The organism is Pseudomonas sp. LB3P81 (assembly GCF_054897965.1).
In genome coordinates this window covers 5,200,475-5,223,103 of record NZ_JBUBVG010000001.1, presented here as the reverse complement: position 1 = coordinate 5,223,103, position 22,629 = coordinate 5,200,475, and the positions used below count along the sequence as shown (strand labels likewise).

The following is a 22,629-nucleotide window of genomic DNA, read 5'->3' as shown; positions in this document are numbered from 1 at the left end:
GCGCAGCCGAACGGGAGCAAGCTCCCTCGCCACAGTTTATGAGTGAACTTAGAACCCCGGCGCAATCTGCCCTTTATAGCGGCTCAGGATGAACTGCCGCACCTCATCGGAATTCAACGCCTTGGCCAGTTTCTGCAAACCCGGGTCATTGATGTTGTCCGGCCGGGCCACCAGAAACTCGATGTACAGGCTCTTGCCCTTCTCGACGATCAACGCACTGTGGGTGTCGATCCCCGCTTCCAGCGCGTAGTTGGCAAACACGAACGCCAGGTCCACCTGGCTCACCGAACGCGCCAGCAACGCACCTTCCAGTTCACGGATTTTCAGGTGTTTCGGGTTTTCGATGATGTCGCGCTGAGTGGCTAGCGTGTTGCTCGGATCCTTGAGTTTGATCAGCCCGGCTTCGTGCAGCAGCACCAGCGCGCGGCCGGTGTTCACCGGGTCGTTGGGGATGGACACGGTGGCGCCATCCTTCAGCTCGGCGATGTTTTTGATTTTGGTCGAATAGACCCCGAACGGTTCGATGTGCACGCCCACCACCGGCACCAGGTCGGTGTGGCGGGTTTTGTTGTAGTCATCGAGAAACGGCCGGTACTGGTAATAGTTGGCGTCGAGGTTCTTCAACGCCAACTGCTGGTTGGGCTGGATGAAGTCAGTGAAGACCTTGATGTCCAGGTCCACGCCTTCCTTGGCCAGGGTCGGTTTGACGAATTCGAGGATTTCCGCGTGCGGCACCGGCGTGGCGCCGACGGTGAGTTTTTCGTTGGCGTGAACGCTCAACGATACGAGGGCAGCCAGAATGGCCAGGGTCTTTTTCATGGTGTGCTCCTAGGCAGATTGAGTGGCCGTCGTGGGGCGGACGTGGGGCCGTTTTTTTTTAATGGTTGAATCAAATTTTTATCGTCGGCTGTAGCGCGCCACCAATCGGTCGCCGGTCATTTGCAGTGCCTGAACCAGAATCAGTAAAAGCACCACGGTGACCACCATCACGTCGGTCTGAAAACGCTGGTAGCCGTAGCGGATCGCCAGGTCGCCCAGTCCGCCACCGCCAATCACCCCGGCCATCGCCGTGTAATCCACCAGCACGATCGCCGTCACCGTGACCGCCGCCAGCAACCCTCCCCGGGCCTCGGGCAACAAGGTGTGACGGATGATTTGCCAGGTGGTGCCGCCCATGGCCTGGGTCGCTTCCACCACCCCGCGATCGACTTCGCGCAATGCGGTTTCCACCAGCCGCGCGAAGAACGGTGTGCAACCGACCACCAGCGGTGGAATGGTCCCCGGCACGCCCAGCGAGGTGCCGACCAGCAGCGTGGTCAGGGGAATCAGCACGATCAGCAAAATGATGAACGGCAGCGAACGCAGCATGTTCACGATCACCGACAGCACCCGGTAAACGCCGACCGCTTCGTGCAACTGGCGCTTGCCGGTGAGGAACAGCACCACGCCCAGCGGCAACCCTAGCAGCACGGTGAAACCGAGGGCGGCACCGAGCATGCTCAACGTGTCGAGGCAGGCCTGACCGATATCGGCCCAGTAAATGTTTTTGAACAACTCGGCCATGATCAGGACCAGTCGTGGCGCGGCGGTTTGACGCCGTTGAGCAGCCAGTTGCCGACGACGTGGTACTTCCAGCGCACCGGATCATGCAACGTGTGGACACGGGCGTTGCGCCAGTGACGGTCGAAGTTGTGCTTCTTCAGGGTCGAACGGGTGCCGCCGAGTTCGAACAGTTTGTTGCTGGCCTCGATGGCGATTTCGGTGGTCAGTACTTTGGCCTTCGCAACTGCGAGGGACGCTTGGGCGACGTTGTCTTCATCGGGTGCCGGACGTGCCGCATCCAGCGCTCGACCGGCGCGTTCGAGCAAGGCTTCGGCGGCTTCCAGACGAATCTCCAGAGCGCCGACCTGAATGATGGTCAACGGATCTTCGCTGGCCTTTTCCACGCCGGCATCGATCCATGGCCGGGCGAATTGCTGAACGAAGGCGATAGTGTCACGCAGCGCCGCGCGGGCGATCCCAGCGTCGATGGCGGCGGTGGTCAATTGCGCGAACGGGCCGGCCAAGGTCGGGCTTTCATAGGAACGATACGTCGGGAATACATTGAATGCCGGGACGTGCAGGTCCTCGGCCAGCACGGTGCCGCTGGAGGTGGTGCGCTGACCGATGCTGTCCCAGTCGTCGACGATCACCAGCCCTTTGGTGCCGCGGTCGACGAAGGACAACTGGCCCTTCTGTTCTTCATCCAGCGCCAGCACCGCCAGCCAGTGGGCGTAAAGCGAACCGGTGCAATAACCCTTGCGGCCGTTGATCACATGGCCGTCGCCATAACGGCGAATGGTCGCTTGAATGTCCTGCACGTTCTTGCCGCCGGTTTCCGACAGGGCATTGGCGAAGCGATGCCCTTGCAGCGCCAGGCCAAAGAAGTGCGCCTGCTGCTCGGGCGTGCCTTGCAGGCGGATATCTTCCAGCAGGCAATAGTGGTTTTGCGGAATTTGCCCGAGGGACGGATCGGCCGCCGAGATGATCGCGATGACCTGCGCCAGCACCGCGTAAGAGACCTGCGCGCCGCCGAATTCCTTCGGCACGCTGATGCCCCACAAACCGCTGTTGGAATACAGGTCGACGATCTCGGCGGGCACCTCGCGACTGCGGTCGCGCTCGGCGTCCTGTTCCAGCAAGACTGCGGCGACGCGCTCGGCCACGCGTAAGGCCTCGGCTTCATTGGTGATCCGATGGGCGGCCGGCGGGTTGATCGGATAAACGGCAGATTCAGGCATACATGTCTCTCGGCAACAGTGTTTACCGGAGGACATTGCAGCTTCTGTGCCTGAGCGTCCGAGTCCCTGATTTCGGGCTGTTCGGGGCTATTTTGAGGACTTGAAGAGGCGCAACCCGAGCATTCTGCTGCTTTGCTGTTGATTGCTGAACAGTGGCGTTGTTATGCCTTACACCCTGTAGGAGCTGCCGGAGGCTGCGATCTTTTGATCTTGATTTTCGTCGGTCTCGCCGACGCCAGAGTCAAAAGATCGCAGCCTTCGGCAGCTCCTACTATATTTGTACGCTCGCGACATTTTTATCCCATAACAAAATCAGGGAGAACCGTCATGAGCGTCAAACCCATTCCAGAGGGTTATCACAGCATCACCCCGTATCTGGGCATCCAGAAAGCGGCGGAAGCCATCGAGTTCTACAAGAAAGCCTTCGGAGCCACTGAAGTCATGCGCCTGTCCATGCCCGACGGCAGCATCGGCCACGCCGAACTGCGCATCGGCGATTGCCCGATCATGCTTGGCACGCCGTGCGATCAGGGGCCGTTGAGCAATCCGGACACGTCACCGTCCGTGGGCTTGCACCTGTATGTGAACGATGTGGACAAGTCTTATAAGCAGGCAATTGCGGCCGGCGGCACGGTGGTGTCCGAGGTCAAGGATCAGTTTTATGGCGACCGCTCGGGAACCTTGAAGGATCCGTATGGGCATTTGTGGTTTCTGGCCACGCGCAAGGAGGATTTGACCCAGGAGCAGATTGAGCAGCGGGCCAAGGAGATGTTTCAGCAGGGTTGAGATCTTCGGTGCCTGATCTGGCCTCTTCGCGGGCAAGCCCGCTCCCACAGGGTTTTGTGTTGTATGAAAATGTTGCGAACGACACAAAACCTGTGGGAGCGGGCTTGCCCGCGAAGAGGCCATCAGCAACACCACACATCCCTCAAACACACTTCATGAACAAGCCCACCACGCTTTGCGCCTTGCCGTAGCCGCTCAACACTTTCAGGATGCAGGCAACTACAACAAGGAGACCTCCATGTTCGCCGGATTCCTCAAAGACCAGCGCCACGTCAACGGTGTCGACATTGCCTACCGCATCGGCGGCAGCGGCCCGGGCCTGCTGTTGCTGCATGGCCACCCGCAGACCCATGTCATCTGGCACAAGGTCGCCGAACAACTGGCCGAGCACTTCACCGTGATCGCCGCCGACCTGCGCGGTTAGGGCGACAGCGGCAAACCGCCGGCCAACGATCACCACACAAATTATTCCAAACGCGAAATGGCCAGGGACGGTGTCGAGTTGATGAAGTCCCTGGGCTTCGACCAATTCTCGGTGCTGGCCCACGACCGCGGCGCCCGTGTGGCCCATCGCCTGGCGCTGGATCATCCGGCAGCCGTGCAGCGAATGGTACTGCTCGACATCGCCCCCACGCTGTCGATGTACGCGCAAACCAACGAGGCCTTTGCCCGCGCCTACTGGCACTGGTTCTTCCTGATCCGCCCCGCGCCGTTACCGGAAAACCTGATCGAAGCCGACCCCGAATCCTATTTGCGCAGCGTGATGGGCAGTCGCAGTGCCGGACTCAAACCCTTCACCGCCGAAGCGTTTGGCGAATACCTGCGCTGCCTGAAACTGCCGGGCACTGCGCGCGGGATCTGCGAGGATTACCGCGCCAGCGCCAGCATCGACCTGGAGCACGACCGCGCCGACCTCGACGCCGGCCGTCATCTGAATCTGCCATTGCTGGTGTTGTGGGGCGCCGAAGGCACGGTCGGGCGCTGCTTCGAACCGCTCAGGGAATGGCAACAGGTGGCCACCGACGTGCGCGGCAAAGCGCTGCCCGCCGGTCATTACATCGCCGAAGAAGCCCCCGAAATGCTGTTTGCCGAAGCGCTGGCGTTCCTGCGCTGACACCCGCAGCGCACTGCGGGGTTGTCGGTGTAGTCGGGGTCAACGCAAAAAAACTGTGGGAGCGGGCTTGCTCCGGGCGGCGTTCCGACGAAAGCGGTGTGTCAGTCGACATTTTCTTTGACTGACACACCGCTTTCGCGAGCAAGCCCGCTCCCACAAGGTTTTTTCGCTCACGGGAACGCGAAACATTTACTTTCATATCCCGGTTCGGGATTTCTGATTCTCATTCGTCTTATAAAGATGCAGTCGGTTCGCGTAGGCAAAAGCCACGACCGTACTTTTCATGGACCCCACGCTGGGAAGCCCGCAGCAGAGGCCCTCTCATCGATACAAGACTTTAATCATGTCGAAGAAATCCCGTTCAAAACTCTGGTTCCTGGTCCATAGCTGGCTGGCACTGCCCATCTGGTTTTTTGTGCTGATCGTCTGTGTGACCGGCACGCTGGCGGTGATCAGTCAGGAAATCGTCTGGCTGGCCAACCCGCAGATGCGCGCCAGCCAACCCGCCGACGATGCGCCGCTGTTGAGCTATGACCAGCTCATTGCCGCGATCAAGCAGGCCGAACCGCAGATCCTGGTCGAGAGCATCAGCCGACCTGACGAAACGCATTTCGCCCTGGACGTGGAAGTCACCTACCCCGACGGCCGCTCGGTGGTGGTCTACGTCAACCCGTACAGCGGCGTGATCCAGGGCACGGCTCCGCAATTCAACTTCAGGGCCTTTACCCGCGCCTTGCACGGTTGGTGGCTGGTGCCGTTCACCAATGGCTACAGCTGGGGCTGGTACCTGGTGTCGTTTCTCAGCCTGCCGCTGCTGGCTTCGCTGATTACCGGGCTGGTGGTCTACAAGCGCTTCTGGAAAGGTTTCTTCCGGCCGACCCTGCGCATACGTCACGGTGCACGGATTTTCTGGGGCGACTTTCACCGCCTCAGCGGCATCTGGTCGATCTGGTTCATCGCGGTGATTTCCGTTACCAGCACCTGGTTCCTGATCGAAGCGTTCATGTTCGATAACCAGATTACGATTTCCACCGCCCCAGTGGCGCCAGTGGTCCCGCGGGAAAGCGTGCCCCTCACCGCCGATGGCTCGCCAGCGCCGATGATCAGCCTGGAAACGGCGATCCGTGAAGCGAAGGCACGCATTCCCGGCCTCGAAGACAGCTTCATCAGCCTGCCCGCCAATGCCTACAGTTACCTCTCGGTGGGCGGCCGCAGTTGGTATCCGCTGATGTTCCAGACTGCCGAGATCAACCCGTACACCGGCGACGTCGCCGTCACCCGCCTGCTCTCGGACCGCTCGGGCCTGGAGCTGGTGACCGAATCGATGCGTCCGCTGCACACCGGTGATTTCGGCGGGATCTGGATCAAGCTGATCTGGTTCTTCTTCGGCCTGCTCCTGAGCATGATGGTCCTCAGCGGCCTGCTGATCTGGACCAAGCGCACTGCGTTGGCCACCGCTAATGCCCTCAAGCGCAGCAACAAACGTCCTCGCGCTGCCGATGCCGCTCAAGCCACGAGCCGCGCCACCACGGAGGTCAGCCAATGAGCCTGTTCGCCGCCGAAAAACCGGGGTCCAGACTGAGCCGCTTCTGGCACAAATGGCGCTTCCACATCAACGTCCTGCTGTTGCTGGTGCCGCTGGGCTTCATGCCTAAATACTTCGCCGATGCCGCCCTGTTTCGTGGGGACACCGGTCTGGGTGAGCGGGAAATCGGTGAAGTTCAGGTCGGGCCGTGGAGCCTGCGCCTGGCGGAATTCCGCAACGAAGCACCGCGGCTCGATGGCCCGGCCGGCTACATGAAGAGCTTCAATGCGGCGTTGTGCGACAGCTGCCGCGAGCAGGTCAAGGCCACTTATCTGCGTATCGGCAAACCCCGCAGCCTGCGCGCCGCCGGGGTAATTTTCTTTGGCACGCCTTACCGCATGGGCGCGATGCTGCCGATTCCGGAAAAAACCAGGGCCGACGCCGAGCTGTGGATCACCATGGAAGGTTGGGACGGCGCGATGCACCAAGCGTCCATTCCCCTGAGCCAGGCATCCCCCGCCACCCTTGAGTGGCTGAACAAACAAGGAGGCAAACCATGAGCAACGCATTTCGCCCTCTCCACGCTGTTTTGCTGGTGCTATGCGCCGGTTTCAGCGCCAGCGCCCTGGCCCACAACCCGATGTGCGAGTGCAAGGCCATCGACGCCGAGCAGATCCAGTGCACCGGCGGTTTTTCCGACGGCAGCGGCGCACCGGGCGTGACCCTGGATGTGATCGGCTACGACGAAACCATCCTGGTGCCGGGCAAGCTCGGTGCCGACTCCAAACTGACCTTCAAGAAACCCAGTGCCGAGTTCTACGTGCTGTTCGACGCCGGTCCCGGCCACGTCGTCGAGATCGACCAAGCGGACATCCAAGCCCCATGAGTACGCCTACTACGCACGTCGTCCGCCCGGCCGGTGCCGGCCATGAAACCCTGTATGTGCTGCTGTTGTGCCTGATGATCCTGGCGGTCGCCGGCTCGGTGGTCGCCTGGCGCCATGAGTCCCGGGAAACCAGTCACGTCAGCAGCCATCAACTGGATGCCCGCCGCGACCTGAGCGCCTCCGAGCAAGGCATCTATGCCGACCTGCGGGTGACGCTGGACGAGATTCACCTGCTGCGTCAGGAACAGCAAACCCTGCCGACACCTAAAGCCCTCGCCGACGAGGGTTTTGCGCCGTTCGCCCAGGACGCCAGTTCCGTCAGCCGTGGCGCTCATGCCTGGCAATTGCTCGACGCCAAGGGTTACTTCGGTCAGAGCCAGACGCCCTCAGTGGCCGGTTCGTTTCTGATGCGCCTGACCGCTGACGATGATGCCCCGGACATCTGGCTCAACCGTGCCGCCGACCTCAAGGCCCCGACCGACATGGCCGACGCCGCGCTCGAAAGCGCCGGCTGGCAGCAGATCGTCGCGCAATTCGATGCCGGCGTGACCCGCCAGCACCGGCACTGAACCCTCGCCTTCACCCGAGAGAAGACCGCTTTCCCATGCCTATTTCATCTCAACATTCTTTCTTGCGCCCGCTGCTGGTCGGCCTGCTTGCCTTGCTGCTGACGCCACTGGCCAGCGCCGACGAAGCCAAGCGCCTGCGCATCGGCATCACCCTGCACCCTTATTACAGCTACGTGGCCAACATCGTAGGCGACAAGGCCGAAGTGGTGCCGCTGATTCCCGCCGGTTTCAACCCGCATGCCTACGAACCTCGCGCCGAAGACATCAAGCGCATCAGCGGGCTGGACGTGATCGTGCTCAATGGCGTCGGTCATGACGACTTCGCCGACCGTATGATCGCTGCCAGCGAAACGCCGAACGTACCGGTGATCGAAGCCAACGAAAACGTACCGCTGCTGGCCGCCACCGGTGTCGCCGCTCGCGGTGCCGGCAAGGTCGTGAACCCGCACACCTTCCTGTCGATCAGCGCGTCCATCGCCCAGGTCAACAACATCGCCCGGGAATTGGGCAAGCTCGACCCGACGAACGCCAAGACCTACACCCAAAACGCTCGCGCCTACGGCAAACGCCTGCGGCAGATGCGCGCCGACGCCCTGGCGCAACTGACCCAGGCGCCGAATGCCGAACTGCGGGTGGCCACGGTTCACGCAGCTTACGACTACCTGCTGCGTGAATTCGGCCTCGAAGTGACAGCTGTAGTCGAGCCGGCGCATGGCATCGAACCGAGCCCGAGCCAGTTGAAAAAGACCATTGATCAACTGCGCGAACTGGACGTGAAAGTGATCTTCTCGGAGATGGATTTCCCGTCCACCTACGTCGACACCATCCAGCGTGAATCCGGGGTGAAGCTTTACCCGCTGTCACACATTTCCTATGGCGAATACACCGCCGACAAATACGAAAAGGAAATGACCGGCAACCTCAACACCGTGGTCCGGGCGATCCAGGAGTCTGGCGCATGACGGCTAAAGAAATCATCACCCCCAACTCCGAATCCCCTGTGGGAGCGGCGGTGCGACGATTCGACTTGCTCGCGAAGGCGTCCAGCCAGTCAACATCATCTTTAAATGACACACCGCATTCGCGAGCAAGCCCGCTCCCACAAAGTACCGGGCCGACGCTGGATTTTGCGGAGGTCAGCCTGACGCTGGGCCGCACGACGATTCTCGACAAGGTGACCTTCCAGGTCCAGCCCGGCAGCGTGCATGCGCTGGTCGGCCCCAACGGTGGCGGCAAGAGTTCGCTGATCAAGACCCTGCTCGGGCAGATGCCGCATCAGGGTCGCTTGAGCCAGCAATGGCCGGGCGAGCCCGGCAACATCGGCTACGTGCCGCAAGCCCTGGAGTTTGATCGCGGCTTGCCGATGACCGTCGACGATTTCATGGCCGCGATGTGTCAGCGGCGTCCGGCGTTTCTAGGTTTGAGCAAGCATTACGCGGCGGCGATTGGCGAAGCGCTGGAACGGGTCGGCATGCAGGACAAACGCAAACGGCGCATGGGCGCGTTGTCCGGTGGCGAGCGTCAGCGCGTGTTGCTCGCGCAGGGGCTGATTCCGGCGCCGCAGTTGCTGGTGCTCGACGAGCCGATGTCGGCCCTCGATGAGGCGGGCATCCAGGTGTTTGAACGGTTGCTGGGTGACTGGCGCCAGAGCGGGATTACCGTGCTGTGGATCGAGCACGATCTGGAAGCGGTCGGACGTCTGGCGGATCGCGTCACCGGGCTCAATCGCCGGGTGTTGTTCGATGCCACGCCGAAACAGGCACTGACGCCCGAAAGATTGTTGACGCTGTTTTCCACCCATCCACGGAGCGCTGCCTGATGAGTTACGAAGCCATTCGTTTGATGGTTCAGGGTTGGGCATCTTCTGGTTATCTGCCTGAAGCGCTGGCCTACGGATTTGTGGTCAACGCGCTGCTCGCCGGTTTGCTGATCGGCCCGGTGCTGGGCGGTTTGGGGACGCTGGTGGTGGTCAAGCGCTTCGCGTTTTTCTCCGAAGCGGTGGGACACGCGGCATTGACCGGCGTCGCCATCGGCATTCTGCTCGGCGAACCGTACACCGGGCCTTACGGCAGCCTGTTCGGTTACTGCCTGTTGTTTGGCATTTTGCTCAACTACCTGCGCAACCGCACGGGTCTGGCGCCGGATACGTTGATCGGCGTGTTCCTGTCGGTGTCGTTGGCGCTGGGCGCGAGTCTGCTGCTGATTCTGGCGGGCAAAATCAACGTGCACATTCTGGAAAACGTGTTGTTCGGCTCGGTGCTGACGGTCAACGGCAATGACTTGCTGGTATTGGCCATCGTCGGTTCGCTGGTGATGGCGCTGGCCTTGCCGCTGTACAACCGCATCATGCTCGCCAGTTTCAACCCGCAACTGGCGGCGGTGCGTGGTGTGGCGGTGAAGACTCTGGATTACTTGTTCGTGATCCTGGTGACGCTGATCACCGTGGCGGCAGTGAAAGTCATCGGCGCGATTCTGGTCGGCGCCCTGTTGGTGATTCCGGCGGCGGCGGCGCGCTTGCTCAGCCAATCGTTGAAGGGTTTCTTCTGGTGCTCGGTGCTGATCGCTACGGTCAGCACGCTGTGCGGGATCCTTGCGCCGATTGTCTTCGACCTGCCTATCCCGTCCGGCGCCGCGATCATTCTGGTGGCCGGTATCGCCTTCGCCCTCGCCGCCATTGCGCGTGGCGTCGTCCCAAGTCTGAAAGGGAACCTCGGATAAATGTCATTTTCTCTGCGTCAACTGACCCTGGCCGTCGCCCTCTGCGGGCTGGTCAATACCTCGTTTGCGGCGGACAGCGCCAAACCGCTGCATGTGCTGGCGTCCCTGCCGATCACTTACGGTCTGGGCGAAGTGCTGCTCAAGGGCACTAACGTCAATCTTGAACGTGCGGCGCCGGCGAATCTGCCTGGCAGCCGACAGACTGCTTATTTCACCGGGCGGGGTGCGCCGGCATTGGCGAAACTGGCGACCGACGCCGATGCGGTGATCGGCCTGCGTTCGCTGTGGGCGGATGATCCGCTGTACCCGATCTCCCGGCGCAGCAACATACGCATCGTCGAAGTCGATGCCGCGCGCCCGGTGGACGGTGCCCTGCCCGGCATCGCCGTGCAACCGGGCAACAAGGTCGATGGTTTGAACAGTCAGCCGTGGTTTTCCAGCAACAACATGGGGCGCATGGCAGATGTGATGGCGGCGGATCTGGTGCGTCTGGCGCCGGAGGCCAAGCCGAAAATCGAGGCCAACCTGGCAGCGCTCAAGCAGCGCTTGCTCAAGTTCAGTGCCTACAGCGAAGCGCGGCTGGCCAGTGCCGACAACCTGAGCGTGATGAGCCTCAGCGATCACTTTGGCTATCTGATTGGCGGACTCAATCTGGAACTGATCGACCTCGATGCGCGGCCGGATACCGAGTGGACGCCAGAAGCGTTGAAGCAATTGGGCGCGACGCTGAAGGACAATGGCGTGGCGCTGGTGTTGCATCACCGACAGCCGTCGGATGCGGTGAAAGCGGTGATTGCCGAGGCTGGAAGCCGGTTAGTCATTTTGAGTGTGGATGCGGCGGATCCGGTGGCCGAGCTGGAAGGGAATGTGGATTTGGTGATCAAGGGGTTGAGCGGCGCGTGACACGAATCCCTGTGGGAGCGAGCCTGCTCGCGAAGGACGCCAACGATAACGCGTGCTGTCTGAATGAACGCAGTGTCCGGAGGTTTTTCGCGAGCAGGCTCGCTCCTACAAGTCCCCTGCCAGGCGAAAAATCGTCCAGACGCAAAAAAGCCCGCTGACCTTACCGGTTCAGCGGGCTTTTCTTTGCTCGAAAACTTTAGTGAGCCACAGCCGCCTGCTCTTCCATCTTCTTGCGCAGGCTCAACGGACGCATGTCCGTCCAGGTTTCTTCGATGTAAGCCAGGCATTCCTTTTTCAGGCCGCTCTTGCCCACGGTGCGCCAGCCTTCCGGCACGGCTTTGTAGTCGGGCCAGATCGAGTATTGCTCTTCATGGTTGACCACGACCTGAAAGAGGATGTCCTCGCGGTCGAATACTGACGTCATGGTGTCTCTCCATCGCTGTAAGGTGGGCTGCACTGCGTGCGCAGCGGTTATGTAGAAAGAACGTTCCGGGGCCCGGAAAATTTAGAGGCTGGCGGTGGCAGCGGCCATCGCCCGGCCGAAAATCTCCGCGACCCGATCGATTTCCGCGGCGGTGATCACCAGTGGCGGCAGGAAACGCACCACGCCGCCATGACGGCCGCCCAGTTCAAGAATCAGCCCACGCTTGAGGCATTCACGCTGCACCAACGGCGCCAGACGAGCAAAAATCGGCGGGTGCCCCTGAGCATCCAGCGCGCCAGTCGGATCGACCAACTCCACACCCAGCATCAAACCGCGACCGCGAATATCGCCCAGTTGCGGGAAGTCCCGCTGCAAGATGCGCAGGTGTTCGCTCAAGCGGTCGCCCATGGCAGCAGCGTGCTCGCACACCTTGTGTTCGAGCAGATAACGCATCACCGCCGAGCCCGCTGCCATCGCCATTTGATTGCCGCGGAAAGTGCCGGCATGGGCACCCGGCAGCCAGGTGTCGAGCCAGTCGCGATACACCACCACCGCCAGCGGCAGGCTGCCGCCGATGGCTTTGGACATCACCACCACGTCCGGAATGATCCCGGCGTGTTCGAAAGCGAACATCTTGCCGGTGCGAGCAAAACCGCTCTGGATTTCGTCGACGATCAGCGCCACGCCCGCCTTCTCGGTGATGCGCCGCACGCCGCGCAACCAGTCAAGGTCAGCCGGGATCACCCCGCCCTCGCCCTGCACGACTTCCACGATCACCGCGGCTGGCAATTGCACGCCGGCCTCGGGATCGTTCAGCAAATTGTCGAGATAGTTGAGGTTGACCTGCACGCCCTGCGCACCACCGAGACCAAACGGGCAGCGGTAATCGTACGGATACGGCATGAACTGCACGCCGCTGCTGAGTAGCGCGCCCAAGGGGTTTTTCGGCCCCAGGCTGCCCATCAGGCTCAACGCGCCCTGGCTCATGCCGTGATAACCGCCCTGGAACGACAGCACGGTGCTGCGCCCGGTGGCGGTGCGCACCAGTTTCAGCGCGGCTTCCACCGCGTCGGTACCGGTCGGGCCGCAAAACTGGATCTTTGCTTCAGCGGCGAGCGCCGGCGGCAGCAGACCGAACAGGTCCTGGACGAACTGGTCCTTGACCGGGGTGGTCAGGTCGAGGGTGTGCAGCGGCAGTTCATCGGTCAGCACTTGCTGGATCGCTTCGATCACCACCGGATGGTTATGCCCCAGGGCCAGTGTCCCGGCGCCGGCCAGGCAGTCAATGAAACGGCGGCCTTCGACGTCTTCGACATAAATGCCCTTGGCACGCTTGAGGGCCAGGGGAATGCGTCGCGGGTAGCTGCGGGCATTCGATTCCTGCTGACTCTGGCGTGCCAGCAACGGCGATTCGTTGAACTGATACAGCGTCTCGGCCGGCGCCGGAGTGATCCGGGCCGACTGATCTTCCATAAGGCTGGTAGCGACTGACATCTCTCGACCCCTCAATAAGGTTTTCCTGTTCTGGAAACGCATCAGCGCGCCGAGGATTTAGACCCTTGATCAGCTTTCTATGAAGGTGGCGTCAGCGCCTTGTGCATGGGGATGGCGTAGAGCCCGGCGACGGTGAAGGTTTCGGCGCAGGGCTGATAACCCAGATGACGGTAAAAGGCTTCGCTGGTTCGGGTGCTGTTGAGTCGGGCCTTGGCCAAGCCCTTGTCCATCAACCAGCTTTCGAGGTCGTGTACCAGTGCCTGCCCTGCACCGCGCCGGAACCACTCCGGTTGCACGTAACAGAACGCGACCTTGCCACTGACCGCCGCCATCGCAACGCCCACCGGTTTGTCCTGCAACAGAGCGATATTCAGGTACAACCGTGGGTCGCTCAACCACGGCTGAATGTGGTGGACGGTTTTGTTGTGAGTCCAGGTGGCGACGGTTCGCGGGTCGTTGCGGTGGTCGAGCGCACAGCCGACGCGGATCGAACGCTCGACGATCCGGCTGATGATACCGGCGTCGGCGGGGGTTGCCTTGCAGATGAGTAAAGGTGCATCCATGGCGCTGTTACCTCAATCCATTGAGAAAAAGCTGTCGGGGACGATAGCGCTGGTGAGGACAGGAACGCCAATGGAGAGAGGTTACATTTAATGTGCAACACAAAACCAAATGTGGGAGCGGGCTTGCTCGCGAAAGCGGACTGCCAGTCAACATGTATGTTGAATGTTAAATCGCCTTCGCGAGCAAGCCCGCTCCCACATTGGGATTGGGGGTGTTGGTTAGATGGGTTGCAACGGCATGCTCAACTCAACCCGTAACCCATCCGGCCGGCTGTCGAAATGCAGCGTGCAGCCACACCGCTGAACAATCGCCTGAACAATCGCCAGGCCCAGCCCGCAGCCGGTGCTCTGGCCGTTGCGCCAGAAACGTTGGGTCAGGTGCTGCAGATCGTCTTCGGCAATGCCCGGGCCATGGTCGCGCACCACGAACTGTACGCGGTTGCCGGTGGTTTCCAGGCTCAGTTCCACGGGTCCCTCGTTCGGCGTATGCCGCAGGGCGTTGTCCAGCAGATTGCGCAGCGCGGCAATCGACAGCACGGCAGGCATTTGCACCGGCGCGTGGGAGATCTTCGGCGGCACCTTGAATTTGATCCGCTGACGATCACCGCTGGCCGCGTCCTGAATCGCCAGTTTCGCCACTTGCTCGGCGCTGCATTGCACGCCGTCATCGAACGACAGACTGCCTTCGACCCGCGCCAGCAATAGCAATTGTTCAAGGGTGCGGTGCAGGCGGTCGGCGCCCTCTTCAGCCCGGGCCAGAGATTGATCCCGCGCTGCACCGTCGGTCATGCGCGCCACTTGCAGGTGGGTCTTGATCGCCGTCAGCGGGCTGCGCAGTTCGTGGGCCGCGTCACCGGTCAGCCGGCGTTCGCGCTCGATGGTCTTGCCAATGCGCTGAAACAACTGGTTCTGGGTATCCAGCAACGGTTGCAATTCACTGGGCAACGGCTGGATCTGCAAGGGTTCCAGCGAGTCGGCGCTGCGTCGCATCAAGGCATCGCGCATGCGGTTCAGCGGCGCCAGTCCCTGGCCGATGCCCAGCCAGAGCAGGCACAGGCAACCGAGCAACGCCACGCCGACCGGCACCGAGGCCGCCAGCAGGATCGACATGTTCAGCGCTTCACGCTCGATCTGCCGATCAGCGGTGGTGATGCGCAGATCGCCACGGGCCAGAGTAAAGCTTCGCCACGGCGCGCCGTCGATCATCTGGTCGTGGAAGCCCATTTTCTCGGCTTCCAGGGTTTGTTGCGGATCGGTGTGACTGCGGGCGAGGATTTCGCCGCGCAGCGAGCTGACCTGGCACGCCATGCCGCCCGGAATGTTCAGTTGTTCCGCGCTGAAATGGGTGCCCTCGCCCTTGGTCGGCAATGCCGGCAATTGCTCCATCAGGCCAGCGACCATGCGCGCTGACGCCACCAGCCGCTGGTCGAGGGAAAACATCATCTGGTTGCGCAGGTCGCTGAGCATCCAGGCTGCCGCCAGGGCCCAGATCAGCGCAAAAGCAGCGCCGAGTGTCAGGCTCAGGCGCAAACGCAGGCTCATCACTTTTTCAATTCCTCTGCACCATCGGCCGGCCCCAGGCGATAGCCCAGGCCGCGCACGGTTTCGACAATCCCGTTGCCGAGTTTGCGCCGCAGGTGATGGATATGCACGTTGAGGGCGTTGCTTTCCAGTTCGTCGTTGAAACCGTAGACGCTGTCTTTCAATTGCTCAGTGGACAGCACTCGGCCACGGTTATGCAGCAAGGCTTGCAACAGCGACTGTTCGCGACGGGAAAGGTCTATCGGTTGACCGCCGAGCATGGTTTCCCGGCTGCTCGGGTCATACGTCAGCCGGCCGTGTTCGATCAGGTTGACGCTACGCCCCGCCACACGCCGCAATAAGGTGTGCAGGCGTGCGGCGAGTTCGCGCAAGTCGAACGGTTTGAGCAGGTAATCGTCAGCGCCGGCCTGCAAACCATCGACGCGGTCAGTGACCGAATCCCGCGCGGTGAGGATCAGCACCGGGATTTCCAGACCGCTGTGGCGCAGCTGCTGCAACAGCTTCAGACCGTCTTCATCGGGCAGACCGAGGTCGAGCACCATCACGTCGAACTCCGCCACTTTCAGCATCGCCCGGGCTTTTGAGGCCGTGTTGACATGCTCAACCGTCAGTCCCTGAGCGGTCAGGCCGGCAACGATGCCGCTGGCGATCAACTCGTCGTCTTCGCAAACCAATACGTGCATGGGCACTCCATGAGTAAAAATGCGAGTCAAGCAGGTGAGGATTAAGGCGCAATTATGCCAAAGGCAAAGATCAACGAACAGCACGGCTTTTTTCGAGATTCAGACCAAATACATTTACTCCACTTAGTTTCAAACAGAAACACTCAACCACTATAAAAAAACCAATAAGAAAACATACGATGTATCCCACAACACAGCAAACCCACTAACAAAACGGAAGACCTTTTCTCTAGCAATAAAAAAGGTCTCTCAAACCGACAGGAAGCAATAATGTCAAAACTAAATAACTTCGTCGCCGTCGACTGGCGCTCGGGAAGAGATCGCTGTTATTTCTTCTTCAAAGACACCAATACCTACTCACGATACAACAACAGTGAAAACGAGGTTCCAGCTGATCATCCCGCTGCGATAAACCAAGACAACTGGGGGGCATTCCACAAGCACGCAAAAAATTTGCGCTTCGGATTCTCCACGGACCGAATAGTTGGCACCAACAGGCTTGAATGGGACGCTGATATTCTTTGGTTGTTTTACTACGATGAAAGCACACCAATGGTGTGCGAATACGATCAGGATTCAGACGCTCCTGTAAGTTTCACGCCTATCAGCGAATCGATATGGAGCATGCTACTACCCCACTTCGACAATATTATTGCAGGCACCTTCTGGGAACGACCGTTCAGATCCAACGGCGAAACCATCTTCAGGTTCATTTTAAACAATGGCAAATACCTGAACCTTGACTGGCATAGTAAAAAAATTGTCAGCACCGACATCAACGACACAACCTGGCCAGGAATGGGACAGTATGCCGCTTATGCAGACCAATTTATCACCGCGGTACAGATTGATGGCGACCTACTTGATCACAGCTATCTATATATCTTCATGACCGGAGACGTATACCTAAAATACAATATTAGTAGAAAACGTCTGGAAGGCGGGAGTGTAAAAAACGTTGGCGATCACTGGAATGGCTTGATCCGCGGTTGAATTGACTTACATCGTTTGCAGTCCGAGAGCGGTCAATCATCGGTTGATCGCTGCTCTCTGCGCACCTCAGCAATAAAGGCAATACTAAACACTGCATTAAAATTAGAACTTGGAAAACCGAAAGGAATCGAACATGCCAATACTTAAAAATTTTGTTGCAGTTGATTGGCGCTCCGGGAAGGACGCCATTCACTTCTTCTTCAAGGACACCGAAACTTATTCGCGCTTTAATGTCGAAAACAACGAAGTTCCTGGTGGCTACCCCACGTCTGTATACGGCCGATGGGATACCTTCGCCCCGCATGTCAAAGACCTGCGTTTTGGATTTACTGTCACGGGGCTTAACATCGGTATATTTGACACTGATGTAGATGTGTCATACCTATTCTACGCTGACGGTGATACGCCAATGGTTTGCGAATACAATCAGGACACTGACAAAGTCATTTCGAAATCCGCGATCAAACACACACCTTGGTCGCCGATTCTGCCTTACTTTGGAAAAATTGTTGCTGGAACGTGGTGGGAAAGCTATTCATCCACTTTTATCTTCAGATTTATTTTGAACGATGGAAGCTTAATACAATTTGATTACAAAGAAAAAACCCTAAAACGCATAGGTCATTACAGACCGGAATTTGGCCTGGAGCGCTTTAAGGGCCGCATCATTACAGCTGCGCAATATGACCAGACTTTTAACAACAGCCTCTGGTACATTTTCCTGACCAACAATCAGTATGTGGTCTATAACATTTTTCACGGCTATGTGGCCCGTGAGCCACACGACGTGAACGACGGCACTTGGCCGGGACTGCTGCGCAACTGAGACCCGTCGACTCCGCTAGACAGGAATCGAATCGCATGGGCTCGAGATCCGTTTACAGGCGCGGTTAATCATCGGTTAATCGCCGCCCGCCACTGTGCACCTCACCTGCACAGGAATAAGGTTACGCATCGTCTGTTTGTTTTTTGCCCCCCCTTGATCCGAGTATGGAATTTCATCAACGCAATACATATATACCGCACATAGGGGTGCACTGTTCAATAGTCTGGATCGGGCAACAATCAATCCAATCCACCCTAAAACAGGTATTCATCATGTATTCCCATGCAAGCGCTTTAAGCATCCTATTCAATCTCTGTACAACCCTGAACGGACAAGTGTCCCGAATCAAAGACCAGACGAAAGAACCGATCACCAAAGGCTTGGCTTTGTATAACCTCGGCGAGTTTGACCAAGCGAAAGTTTATCTGACGATTGGCGCCACCTCGGGCGACAGTGCCTCGCAATACGCGCTGGGAGAAATAGCAAGGCGTAAGGCAGGTAGCGTGACCGAAGAAGCAAGAAAATGGTATCTACTGGCTGGCGCCCAGGATCACGTTTACGCCCTGTTACGACTGGCAGATGCCGGCTCACTCAAAAAAGCCAAGGAACTGGCACAGGCAAAAGCCGACAAAGGCGATTCTGAAGCCATGCTTGAGTTGTACGAACTGGATCAAAAAATCGAAACATTGAAAAAAGCCGCGGACGCCGGTTCCATGGAGGGCAAGTACATCCTTGCGGTTAAATATGACAAGGACCAAACGCTGATTGCCGACAGTTCATTACGTCGAGCAACCATCGATACACTGTTGCAAACCGCCGCGGTTGCCGGTTTTTCGAAAGCGATCCACTGGTACGCAAACCGTCCCCCTGTCAGCGTGAATCTTCCTGTCAGGCGCCAGTGGATGGAAAAACGCGCAGCGCTCAGTGACGTCAATGGGGTGTTGGAATACGGTTATGCACTCGGCGGTGTATACGCAGATGACGACGGCGTCGATACCCAATACGGAACCACGAAAGACCTGGTCAAAGGTTATGGCTTGATCTGGCTGGTCAGCGAAACCACGCGAGAGTTTCGTCGACACGCCGAAGCGAGTGAGAACCTTGAGGCTATCGCCGAGGATATGACCCCGGTCCAAATCACCGCCGGTAAAGCCTTCGCAAAACAATGGGAGATGTCTCATCCTCCAATGTCCGAATTCAGACTGACTTTCAACGACGTTGCCTGATCCGACCAGGTGACTCTCTCCTTGCCGTACCCGAACTACTACCGTAGTTCCGAACGACACTGATCACGCAGACAGAGGCGCGCGGTTAATCACCGGTTAATCGCCGCCTCCCATTGTGCACCTCATCTGCACAGGGATAAGGCTTACCCATGCGTCGTCTGTTTTTGTTTTTTGTTCTCTTGATCTCGGGTGTGGCCCAGGCAGGGACTAATCCGTTCGATATCAAACCTGAGTTCTTGCCGGTGGAAAAGGCGTTTGTCTTTACGTCCGAGCGCCTCGAATCAGGTGAAACACAGCTCTTTTGGCAGATCACCGACGGTTATTACCTTTATCAGAAACGCCTGAAGTTCGATGGTTTGTCCGCCGACCACCAGCCCGTATTGCCCGAGGGCGAATCTCACAGCGATGAGTTCTTCGGCGAACAGCAGGTTTATCGTCAGGGTCTGGAATTGAAGATTCCGGCCGGCGCAACAGGCCAGATCAAGGTCGGCTTCCAGGGCTGTGCCGATGCAGGCCTGTGTTATCCACCGCAAACCCAGGTGGTGGATCTGGGCGGCAATGCGATCGGATCCTCGACCTACGAAGCACCGGATCAAGCCCTGGCCAGCAGCCTGCAACAACGGGCGCTGGGCTGGAGCCTGCTGGTGTTCTTCGGTTTGGGCCTGCTGCTGGCCTTCACCCCCTGCTCGTTGCCGATGCTGCCGATTCTCGCCGGTTTGATCGTGGGCAGCGGTGCCACGCTCAAACGCGGTTTTGCGCTGGCCACCAGCTACGTCGTGAGCATGGCACTGGTGTATGCGGCGATGGGTGTTGTCGCCGCGCTCCTCGGCGCGAACCTTCAAGCACTGTTACAGAATCCCTGGTTGCTGGGCAGTTTCGCCGCGGTGTTTGTGCTGCTGGCGTTGCCGATGTTCGGTTTCTTCGAGTTGCAACTGCCGGTGGCGGTGCGTGATCGGCTGGAAAACGTTTCGCGCAATCAACGCGGTGGCAGCCTGATCGGCGCGGGTGTACTGGGCGCGTTGTCCGGTTTGCTGGTCGGTCCGTGCATGACCGCCCCGCTGGCGGGCGCCCTGCTCTACATCGCGCAAAGCGGCAATGCGCTGCACGGCGGGTTGATTCTGTTCGCCATGGGCATCGGCATCGGTGTGCCGCTGCTGTTGCTGGTGACTGTCGGTAATCGCTTTCTGCCCAAACCCGGCGCCTGGATGAACCTGCTCAAAGGCGTGTTCGGTTTCTTGTTTCTTGCCACTGCGCTGCTGATGTTGCGGCCGGTGCTGGATGAATCGTTGTGGATCGGTCTGTGCGGTGCGTTGTTGCTGATTGCCGCCTACAGCGCCTGGAAACAGTCGGAAGGCTTCGGGCGCGTCGCGCATCTGTTCGGTGCCAGCTCATTGCTGCTCGGCGTGTGGGGCAGTCTGTTGATGATCGGTGCGGCGGGCGGCAGTGATGACCTGTTGAAACCGCTGCAGGTCTATAGCGCTGCAAATGCGGGCAATGTCGCCCGCCCGGTCGGCCACGACGCCTTCACCACGATCAAGGACCCGGCCGCTCTGCAACGGGAACTCAACGCGGCGCGGACTCAGGGCCAATGGGTGCTGCTGGACTACTACGCCGACTGGTGCGTGTCGTGCAAGGTCATGGAAAAACAGGTCTTCGGCCAACCCCGTGTCCTCGACGCCTTGAGCGATGTGCGCTTGCTACGGTTGGACGTGACCGCCGACAATACCGCCAGCCGCGAACTGCTCGGCCGCTATAAAGTGCCGGGGCCACCGAGTTTTCTGTGGATCGGCGCCGACGGCGAAGAGCGTCGCGGCCAGCGCATCACCGGCGAGGTCGATGCCGACACCTTCCTGCAACGCTGGACCCATACCCGAGACGCCCGTTAATGCTGACTTTTACCCTCGGCACGTTTGCCATCGCGCTTAACCACCTGCTGCTGATCAGCGCCTTGGCGCTGGCGACGTTTGTCGGCTGGCGGGCGGCCAAGCGCGGTGGCGAGAATCCCGAGTCGGCGCTGTTCAGCCTGTTCCTGATCGGCATGCTGGCCGCCCGGATCAGTTTCGTGGCGCTCTACTGGGCGCATTACCGCAATGATCCGTGGCAAGTCATCGACTTGCGCGACGGCGGTTTCCTCGCATTGCCCGGGGTAATCGTGTTGCTGCTCGCCGCGTTGTATCGCGGCTGGCGTCGCCCGGGCTTGCGTCGTCCGTTGGGCTTCGGCGTGGGCAGCGGCCTGGCATTCTGGTTGCTGGCCACCTTCTCGCTGACGATTTACGAACAAGGCACGCGCCTGCCGGAGATTGCCCTGCGCAATGCCGCCGGCGAAACTGTGCAACTGGCGGACTACAAAGGAGGCCCGTTGGTGATCAATCTCTGGGCCACCTGGTGCCCGCCGTGCCGTCGGGAAATGCCGGTACTGGAAAATGCCCAGCAACATCGCCCGGACCTGACCTTTCTGTTCGTCAATCAGGCCGAAAGCATGCAAAGCGTCAGCACCTTTCTGGAAACCCAGGGCCTGAGTCTGTCCAACGTGCTGTTCGACGGCAGTGGCCGGTTGGGCCAGGCCGTCGGTTCGATGGCGTTGCCGACTACGTTGTTCTATAGCCCCGACGGTCGTCTGTTGGGCAGCCACTTGGGCGAGCTGTCAGAAGCCAGCCTGGCTCGCGCCCTGGAAAACTTCGATACCCCGAATCCGGCCACACCTTCCACCTCGTCAAGGAAACTGCCATGCCCCGCCTCCGCCACCTGCTGACGCTGACCCTGGGCGCCGCCCTGCTGCACCTGCCGTCGGTGCAGGCCGCTGAAGAGCTGCCCGAGGCGATCAAAAAGATCGAAGCCAAGGGTGCCAAAATTGTCGGCCAGTTCGACGCACCCGATGGTCTTCGAGGTTATGCCGCGCAGTACCAGAACCGTGGCATGGCACTGTACCTGACACAGGATGGCAAACATGTGTTGTTGGGCAATTTGTACGACGCCGACGGCAATGACCTGAGCAGCGCGCCCTTGCAGAAACTGGTTTACGCGCCGATGGCCAAGGAAGTCTGGGGCAAGATGGAAGCCAGCAACTGGATTGGTGACGGCAACAAGGACGCGCCGCGCGTGGTGTACCTGTTCAGCGATCCCAACTGCCCTTACTGCAACATGTTCTGGGAACAGGCGCGACCATGGGTGAAAGCCGGCAAGGTGCAGTTGCGGCACATCATGGTCGGCATCATTCGTGAGGACAGTCCGGGCAAATCTGCGGCGCTGCTGGCGGCCAAGGATCCGCAGAAAGCCCTGCAAGACCACGAAGGTGCCGGCAAGGCCAGTACACTCAAGGCGCTGAAAGACGTACCGCCGGCGATTCAGGCGAAACTGGCGGCGAACATGACGTTGATGGAAGACCTGGAGTTGCAGGCAACGCCGGCGATTTTCTATATGGACGACAAAGGCGAGTTGCAACAACAGCAAGGCGCGCCTTCGCCGGAGAAGTTGGTGAAGATTCTCGGGCCAAAGTAGTTTCTTTCAGAGGTTTAGTGACCTCAATGACGCCTTCGCGAGCAAGCCCGCTCCCACATTTGACCGTGTCCTCCATGAGTACGCGGTCAAATGTGGGAG

General features: G+C 59.5%; 23 protein-coding genes and 1 pseudogene. 16 read left to right on the top strand and 8 right to left on the bottom strand.

Annotated features, from left to right (window positions below):
* Window positions 1-48 precede the first annotated feature (48 nt).
* The 3 genes from ACYZTL_RS24310 to ACYZTL_RS24300 all read right to left on the bottom strand — a co-directional run bounded on the left by ACYZTL_RS24310 (window position 49) and on the right by ACYZTL_RS24300 (window position 2,780).
* The gene (locus tag ACYZTL_RS24310) at window positions 49-819 is read right to left on the bottom strand and encodes a MetQ/NlpA family ABC transporter substrate-binding protein (RefSeq protein WP_461953864.1); all 771 of its coding nucleotides are present in this window, start codon (window positions 817-819) and stop codon (window positions 49-51) included.
* Between the two features lie 78 nt (window positions 820-897).
* The gene (locus ACYZTL_RS24305; RefSeq protein ID WP_461953863.1) at window positions 898-1,563 is read right to left on the bottom strand and encodes a methionine ABC transporter permease; all 666 of its coding nucleotides are present in this window, start codon (window positions 1,561-1,563) and stop codon (window positions 898-900) included.
* Between the two features lie 2 nt (window positions 1,564-1,565).
* Window positions 1,566-2,780 carry an SfnB family sulfur acquisition oxidoreductase gene (locus tag ACYZTL_RS24300; RefSeq protein ID WP_461953862.1) on the bottom strand — a complete coding sequence of 405 codons (1,215 nt, stop codon included), beginning with the start codon at window positions 2,778-2,780 and terminating at the stop codon, window positions 1,566-1,568.
* 327 nt (window positions 2,781-3,107) lie between these two features.
* Between ACYZTL_RS24300 and ACYZTL_RS24295 the strand changes: the two genes are divergently transcribed.
* The 10 genes and pseudogenes from ACYZTL_RS24295 to ACYZTL_RS24250 all read left to right on the top strand — a co-directional run bounded on the left by ACYZTL_RS24295 (window position 3,108) and on the right by ACYZTL_RS24250 (window position 11,281).
* Window positions 3,108-3,566 carry a VOC family protein gene (locus tag ACYZTL_RS24295; protein WP_461953861.1) on the top strand — a complete coding sequence of 153 codons (459 nt, stop codon included), beginning with the start codon at window positions 3,108-3,110 and terminating at the stop codon, window positions 3,564-3,566.
* Window positions 3,567-3,804: 238 nt separating this feature from the next.
* Window positions 3,805-4,680: pseudogene (locus tag ACYZTL_RS24290) on the top strand (alpha/beta fold hydrolase).
* A 343-nt stretch (window positions 4,681-5,023) separates the two neighbouring features.
* Window positions 5,024-6,226: a PepSY-associated TM helix domain-containing protein gene (locus tag ACYZTL_RS24285; RefSeq protein WP_461953860.1), complete on the top strand. Its 1,203-nt coding sequence runs from the start codon at window positions 5,024-5,026 to the stop codon at window positions 6,224-6,226.
* Complete coding sequence (locus tag ACYZTL_RS24280) at window positions 6,223-6,765, top strand: thiamine pyrophosphate-binding protein (RefSeq protein ID WP_461953859.1); 543 nt, start codon at window positions 6,223-6,225, stop codon at window positions 6,763-6,765. The genes ACYZTL_RS24285 and ACYZTL_RS24280 overlap by 4 nt, the downstream gene beginning before the upstream one ends.
* Window positions 6,762-7,091 carry a hypothetical protein gene (locus ACYZTL_RS24275; RefSeq protein WP_008032642.1) on the top strand — a complete coding sequence of 110 codons (330 nt, stop codon included), beginning with the start codon at window positions 6,762-6,764 and terminating at the stop codon, window positions 7,089-7,091. Before ACYZTL_RS24280 ends, ACYZTL_RS24275 begins: the two co-directional genes overlap by 4 nt.
* Complete coding sequence (locus ACYZTL_RS24270) at window positions 7,088-7,660, top strand: DUF6162 family protein (protein WP_461953858.1); 573 nt, start codon at window positions 7,088-7,090, stop codon at window positions 7,658-7,660. Before ACYZTL_RS24275 ends, ACYZTL_RS24270 begins: the two co-directional genes overlap by 4 nt.
* Window positions 7,661-7,695: 35 nt before the next feature.
* Window positions 7,696-8,622: a metal ABC transporter substrate-binding protein gene (locus ACYZTL_RS24265; RefSeq protein ID WP_461953857.1), complete on the top strand. Its 927-nt coding sequence runs from the start codon at window positions 7,696-7,698 to the stop codon at window positions 8,620-8,622.
* On the top strand, window positions 8,619-9,479 hold the full coding sequence (locus ACYZTL_RS24260; protein WP_461953856.1) for a metal ABC transporter ATP-binding protein: 861 nt from the start codon (window positions 8,619-8,621) through the stop codon (window positions 9,477-9,479). The genes ACYZTL_RS24265 and ACYZTL_RS24260 overlap by 4 nt, the downstream gene beginning before the upstream one ends.
* Complete coding sequence (locus tag ACYZTL_RS24255; RefSeq protein WP_461953855.1) at window positions 9,479-10,378, top strand: metal ABC transporter permease; 900 nt, start codon at window positions 9,479-9,481, stop codon at window positions 10,376-10,378. Before ACYZTL_RS24260 ends, ACYZTL_RS24255 begins: the two co-directional genes overlap by 1 nt.
* Entirely contained in the window at window positions 10,379-11,281 is a 903-nt protein-coding gene (locus ACYZTL_RS24250; protein WP_461953854.1) for a metal ABC transporter substrate-binding protein, read from the top strand.
* A gap of 196 nt (window positions 11,282-11,477) precedes the next feature.
* Here ACYZTL_RS24250 and ACYZTL_RS24245 read toward each other — a convergent pair whose 3' ends face one another.
* From ACYZTL_RS24245 to ACYZTL_RS24225, 5 genes are all read right to left on the bottom strand, one after another.
* The gene (locus ACYZTL_RS24245) at window positions 11,478-11,705 is read right to left on the bottom strand and encodes an MbtH family protein (RefSeq protein ID WP_008033724.1); all 228 of its coding nucleotides are present in this window, start codon (window positions 11,703-11,705) and stop codon (window positions 11,478-11,480) included.
* A gap of 81 nt (window positions 11,706-11,786) precedes the next feature.
* On the bottom strand, window positions 11,787-13,199 hold the full coding sequence (locus ACYZTL_RS24240) for a diaminobutyrate--2-oxoglutarate transaminase (RefSeq protein WP_461953853.1): 1,413 nt from the start codon (window positions 13,197-13,199) through the stop codon (window positions 11,787-11,789).
* Between the two features lie 77 nt (window positions 13,200-13,276).
* Complete coding sequence (locus ACYZTL_RS24235) at window positions 13,277-13,762, bottom strand: GNAT family N-acetyltransferase (RefSeq protein ID WP_461953852.1); 486 nt, start codon at window positions 13,760-13,762, stop codon at window positions 13,277-13,279.
* 219 nt (window positions 13,763-13,981) lie between these two features.
* On the bottom strand, window positions 13,982-15,307 hold the full coding sequence (locus ACYZTL_RS24230; RefSeq protein ID WP_461953851.1) for an ATP-binding protein: 1,326 nt from the start codon (window positions 15,305-15,307) through the stop codon (window positions 13,982-13,984).
* Entirely contained in the window at window positions 15,304-15,987 is a 684-nt protein-coding gene (locus tag ACYZTL_RS24225; protein ID WP_461953850.1) for a response regulator, read from the bottom strand. The genes ACYZTL_RS24230 and ACYZTL_RS24225 overlap by 4 nt, the downstream gene beginning before the upstream one ends.
* Window positions 15,988-16,257: 270 nt before the next feature.
* On the opposite strand from ACYZTL_RS24225, the gene ACYZTL_RS24220 reads away from it, so the two are divergent.
* From ACYZTL_RS24220 to dsbG, 6 genes are all read left to right on the top strand, one after another.
* Window positions 16,258-16,980, top strand: coding sequence for a hypothetical protein (locus ACYZTL_RS24220; protein WP_461953849.1), 723 nt, complete (start codon window positions 16,258-16,260; stop codon window positions 16,978-16,980).
* A gap of 133 nt (window positions 16,981-17,113) precedes the next feature.
* Window positions 17,114-17,806: a hypothetical protein gene (locus tag ACYZTL_RS24215; RefSeq protein ID WP_461953848.1), complete on the top strand. Its 693-nt coding sequence runs from the start codon at window positions 17,114-17,116 to the stop codon at window positions 17,804-17,806.
* Window positions 17,807-18,078: 272 nt separating this feature from the next.
* Entirely contained in the window at window positions 18,079-19,032 is a 954-nt protein-coding gene (locus ACYZTL_RS24210) for an SEL1-like repeat protein (RefSeq protein ID WP_461953847.1), read from the top strand.
* A gap of 149 nt (window positions 19,033-19,181) precedes the next feature.
* A complete protein-coding gene (gene dsbD, locus ACYZTL_RS24205; protein WP_461953846.1) occupies window positions 19,182-20,918 on the top strand; it encodes a protein-disulfide reductase DsbD in 1,737 nt (578 codons plus the stop codon).
* Complete coding sequence (locus tag ACYZTL_RS24200; protein ID WP_461953845.1) at window positions 20,918-21,784, top strand: TlpA family protein disulfide reductase; 867 nt, start codon at window positions 20,918-20,920, stop codon at window positions 21,782-21,784. The genes dsbD and ACYZTL_RS24200 overlap by 1 nt, the downstream gene beginning before the upstream one ends.
* Window positions 21,760-22,530, top strand: coding sequence for a thiol:disulfide interchange protein DsbG (dsbG, locus tag ACYZTL_RS24195; RefSeq protein ID WP_461953844.1), 771 nt, complete (start codon window positions 21,760-21,762; stop codon window positions 22,528-22,530). Before ACYZTL_RS24200 ends, dsbG begins: the two co-directional genes overlap by 25 nt.
* Window positions 22,531-22,629: the final 99 nt, after the last annotated feature.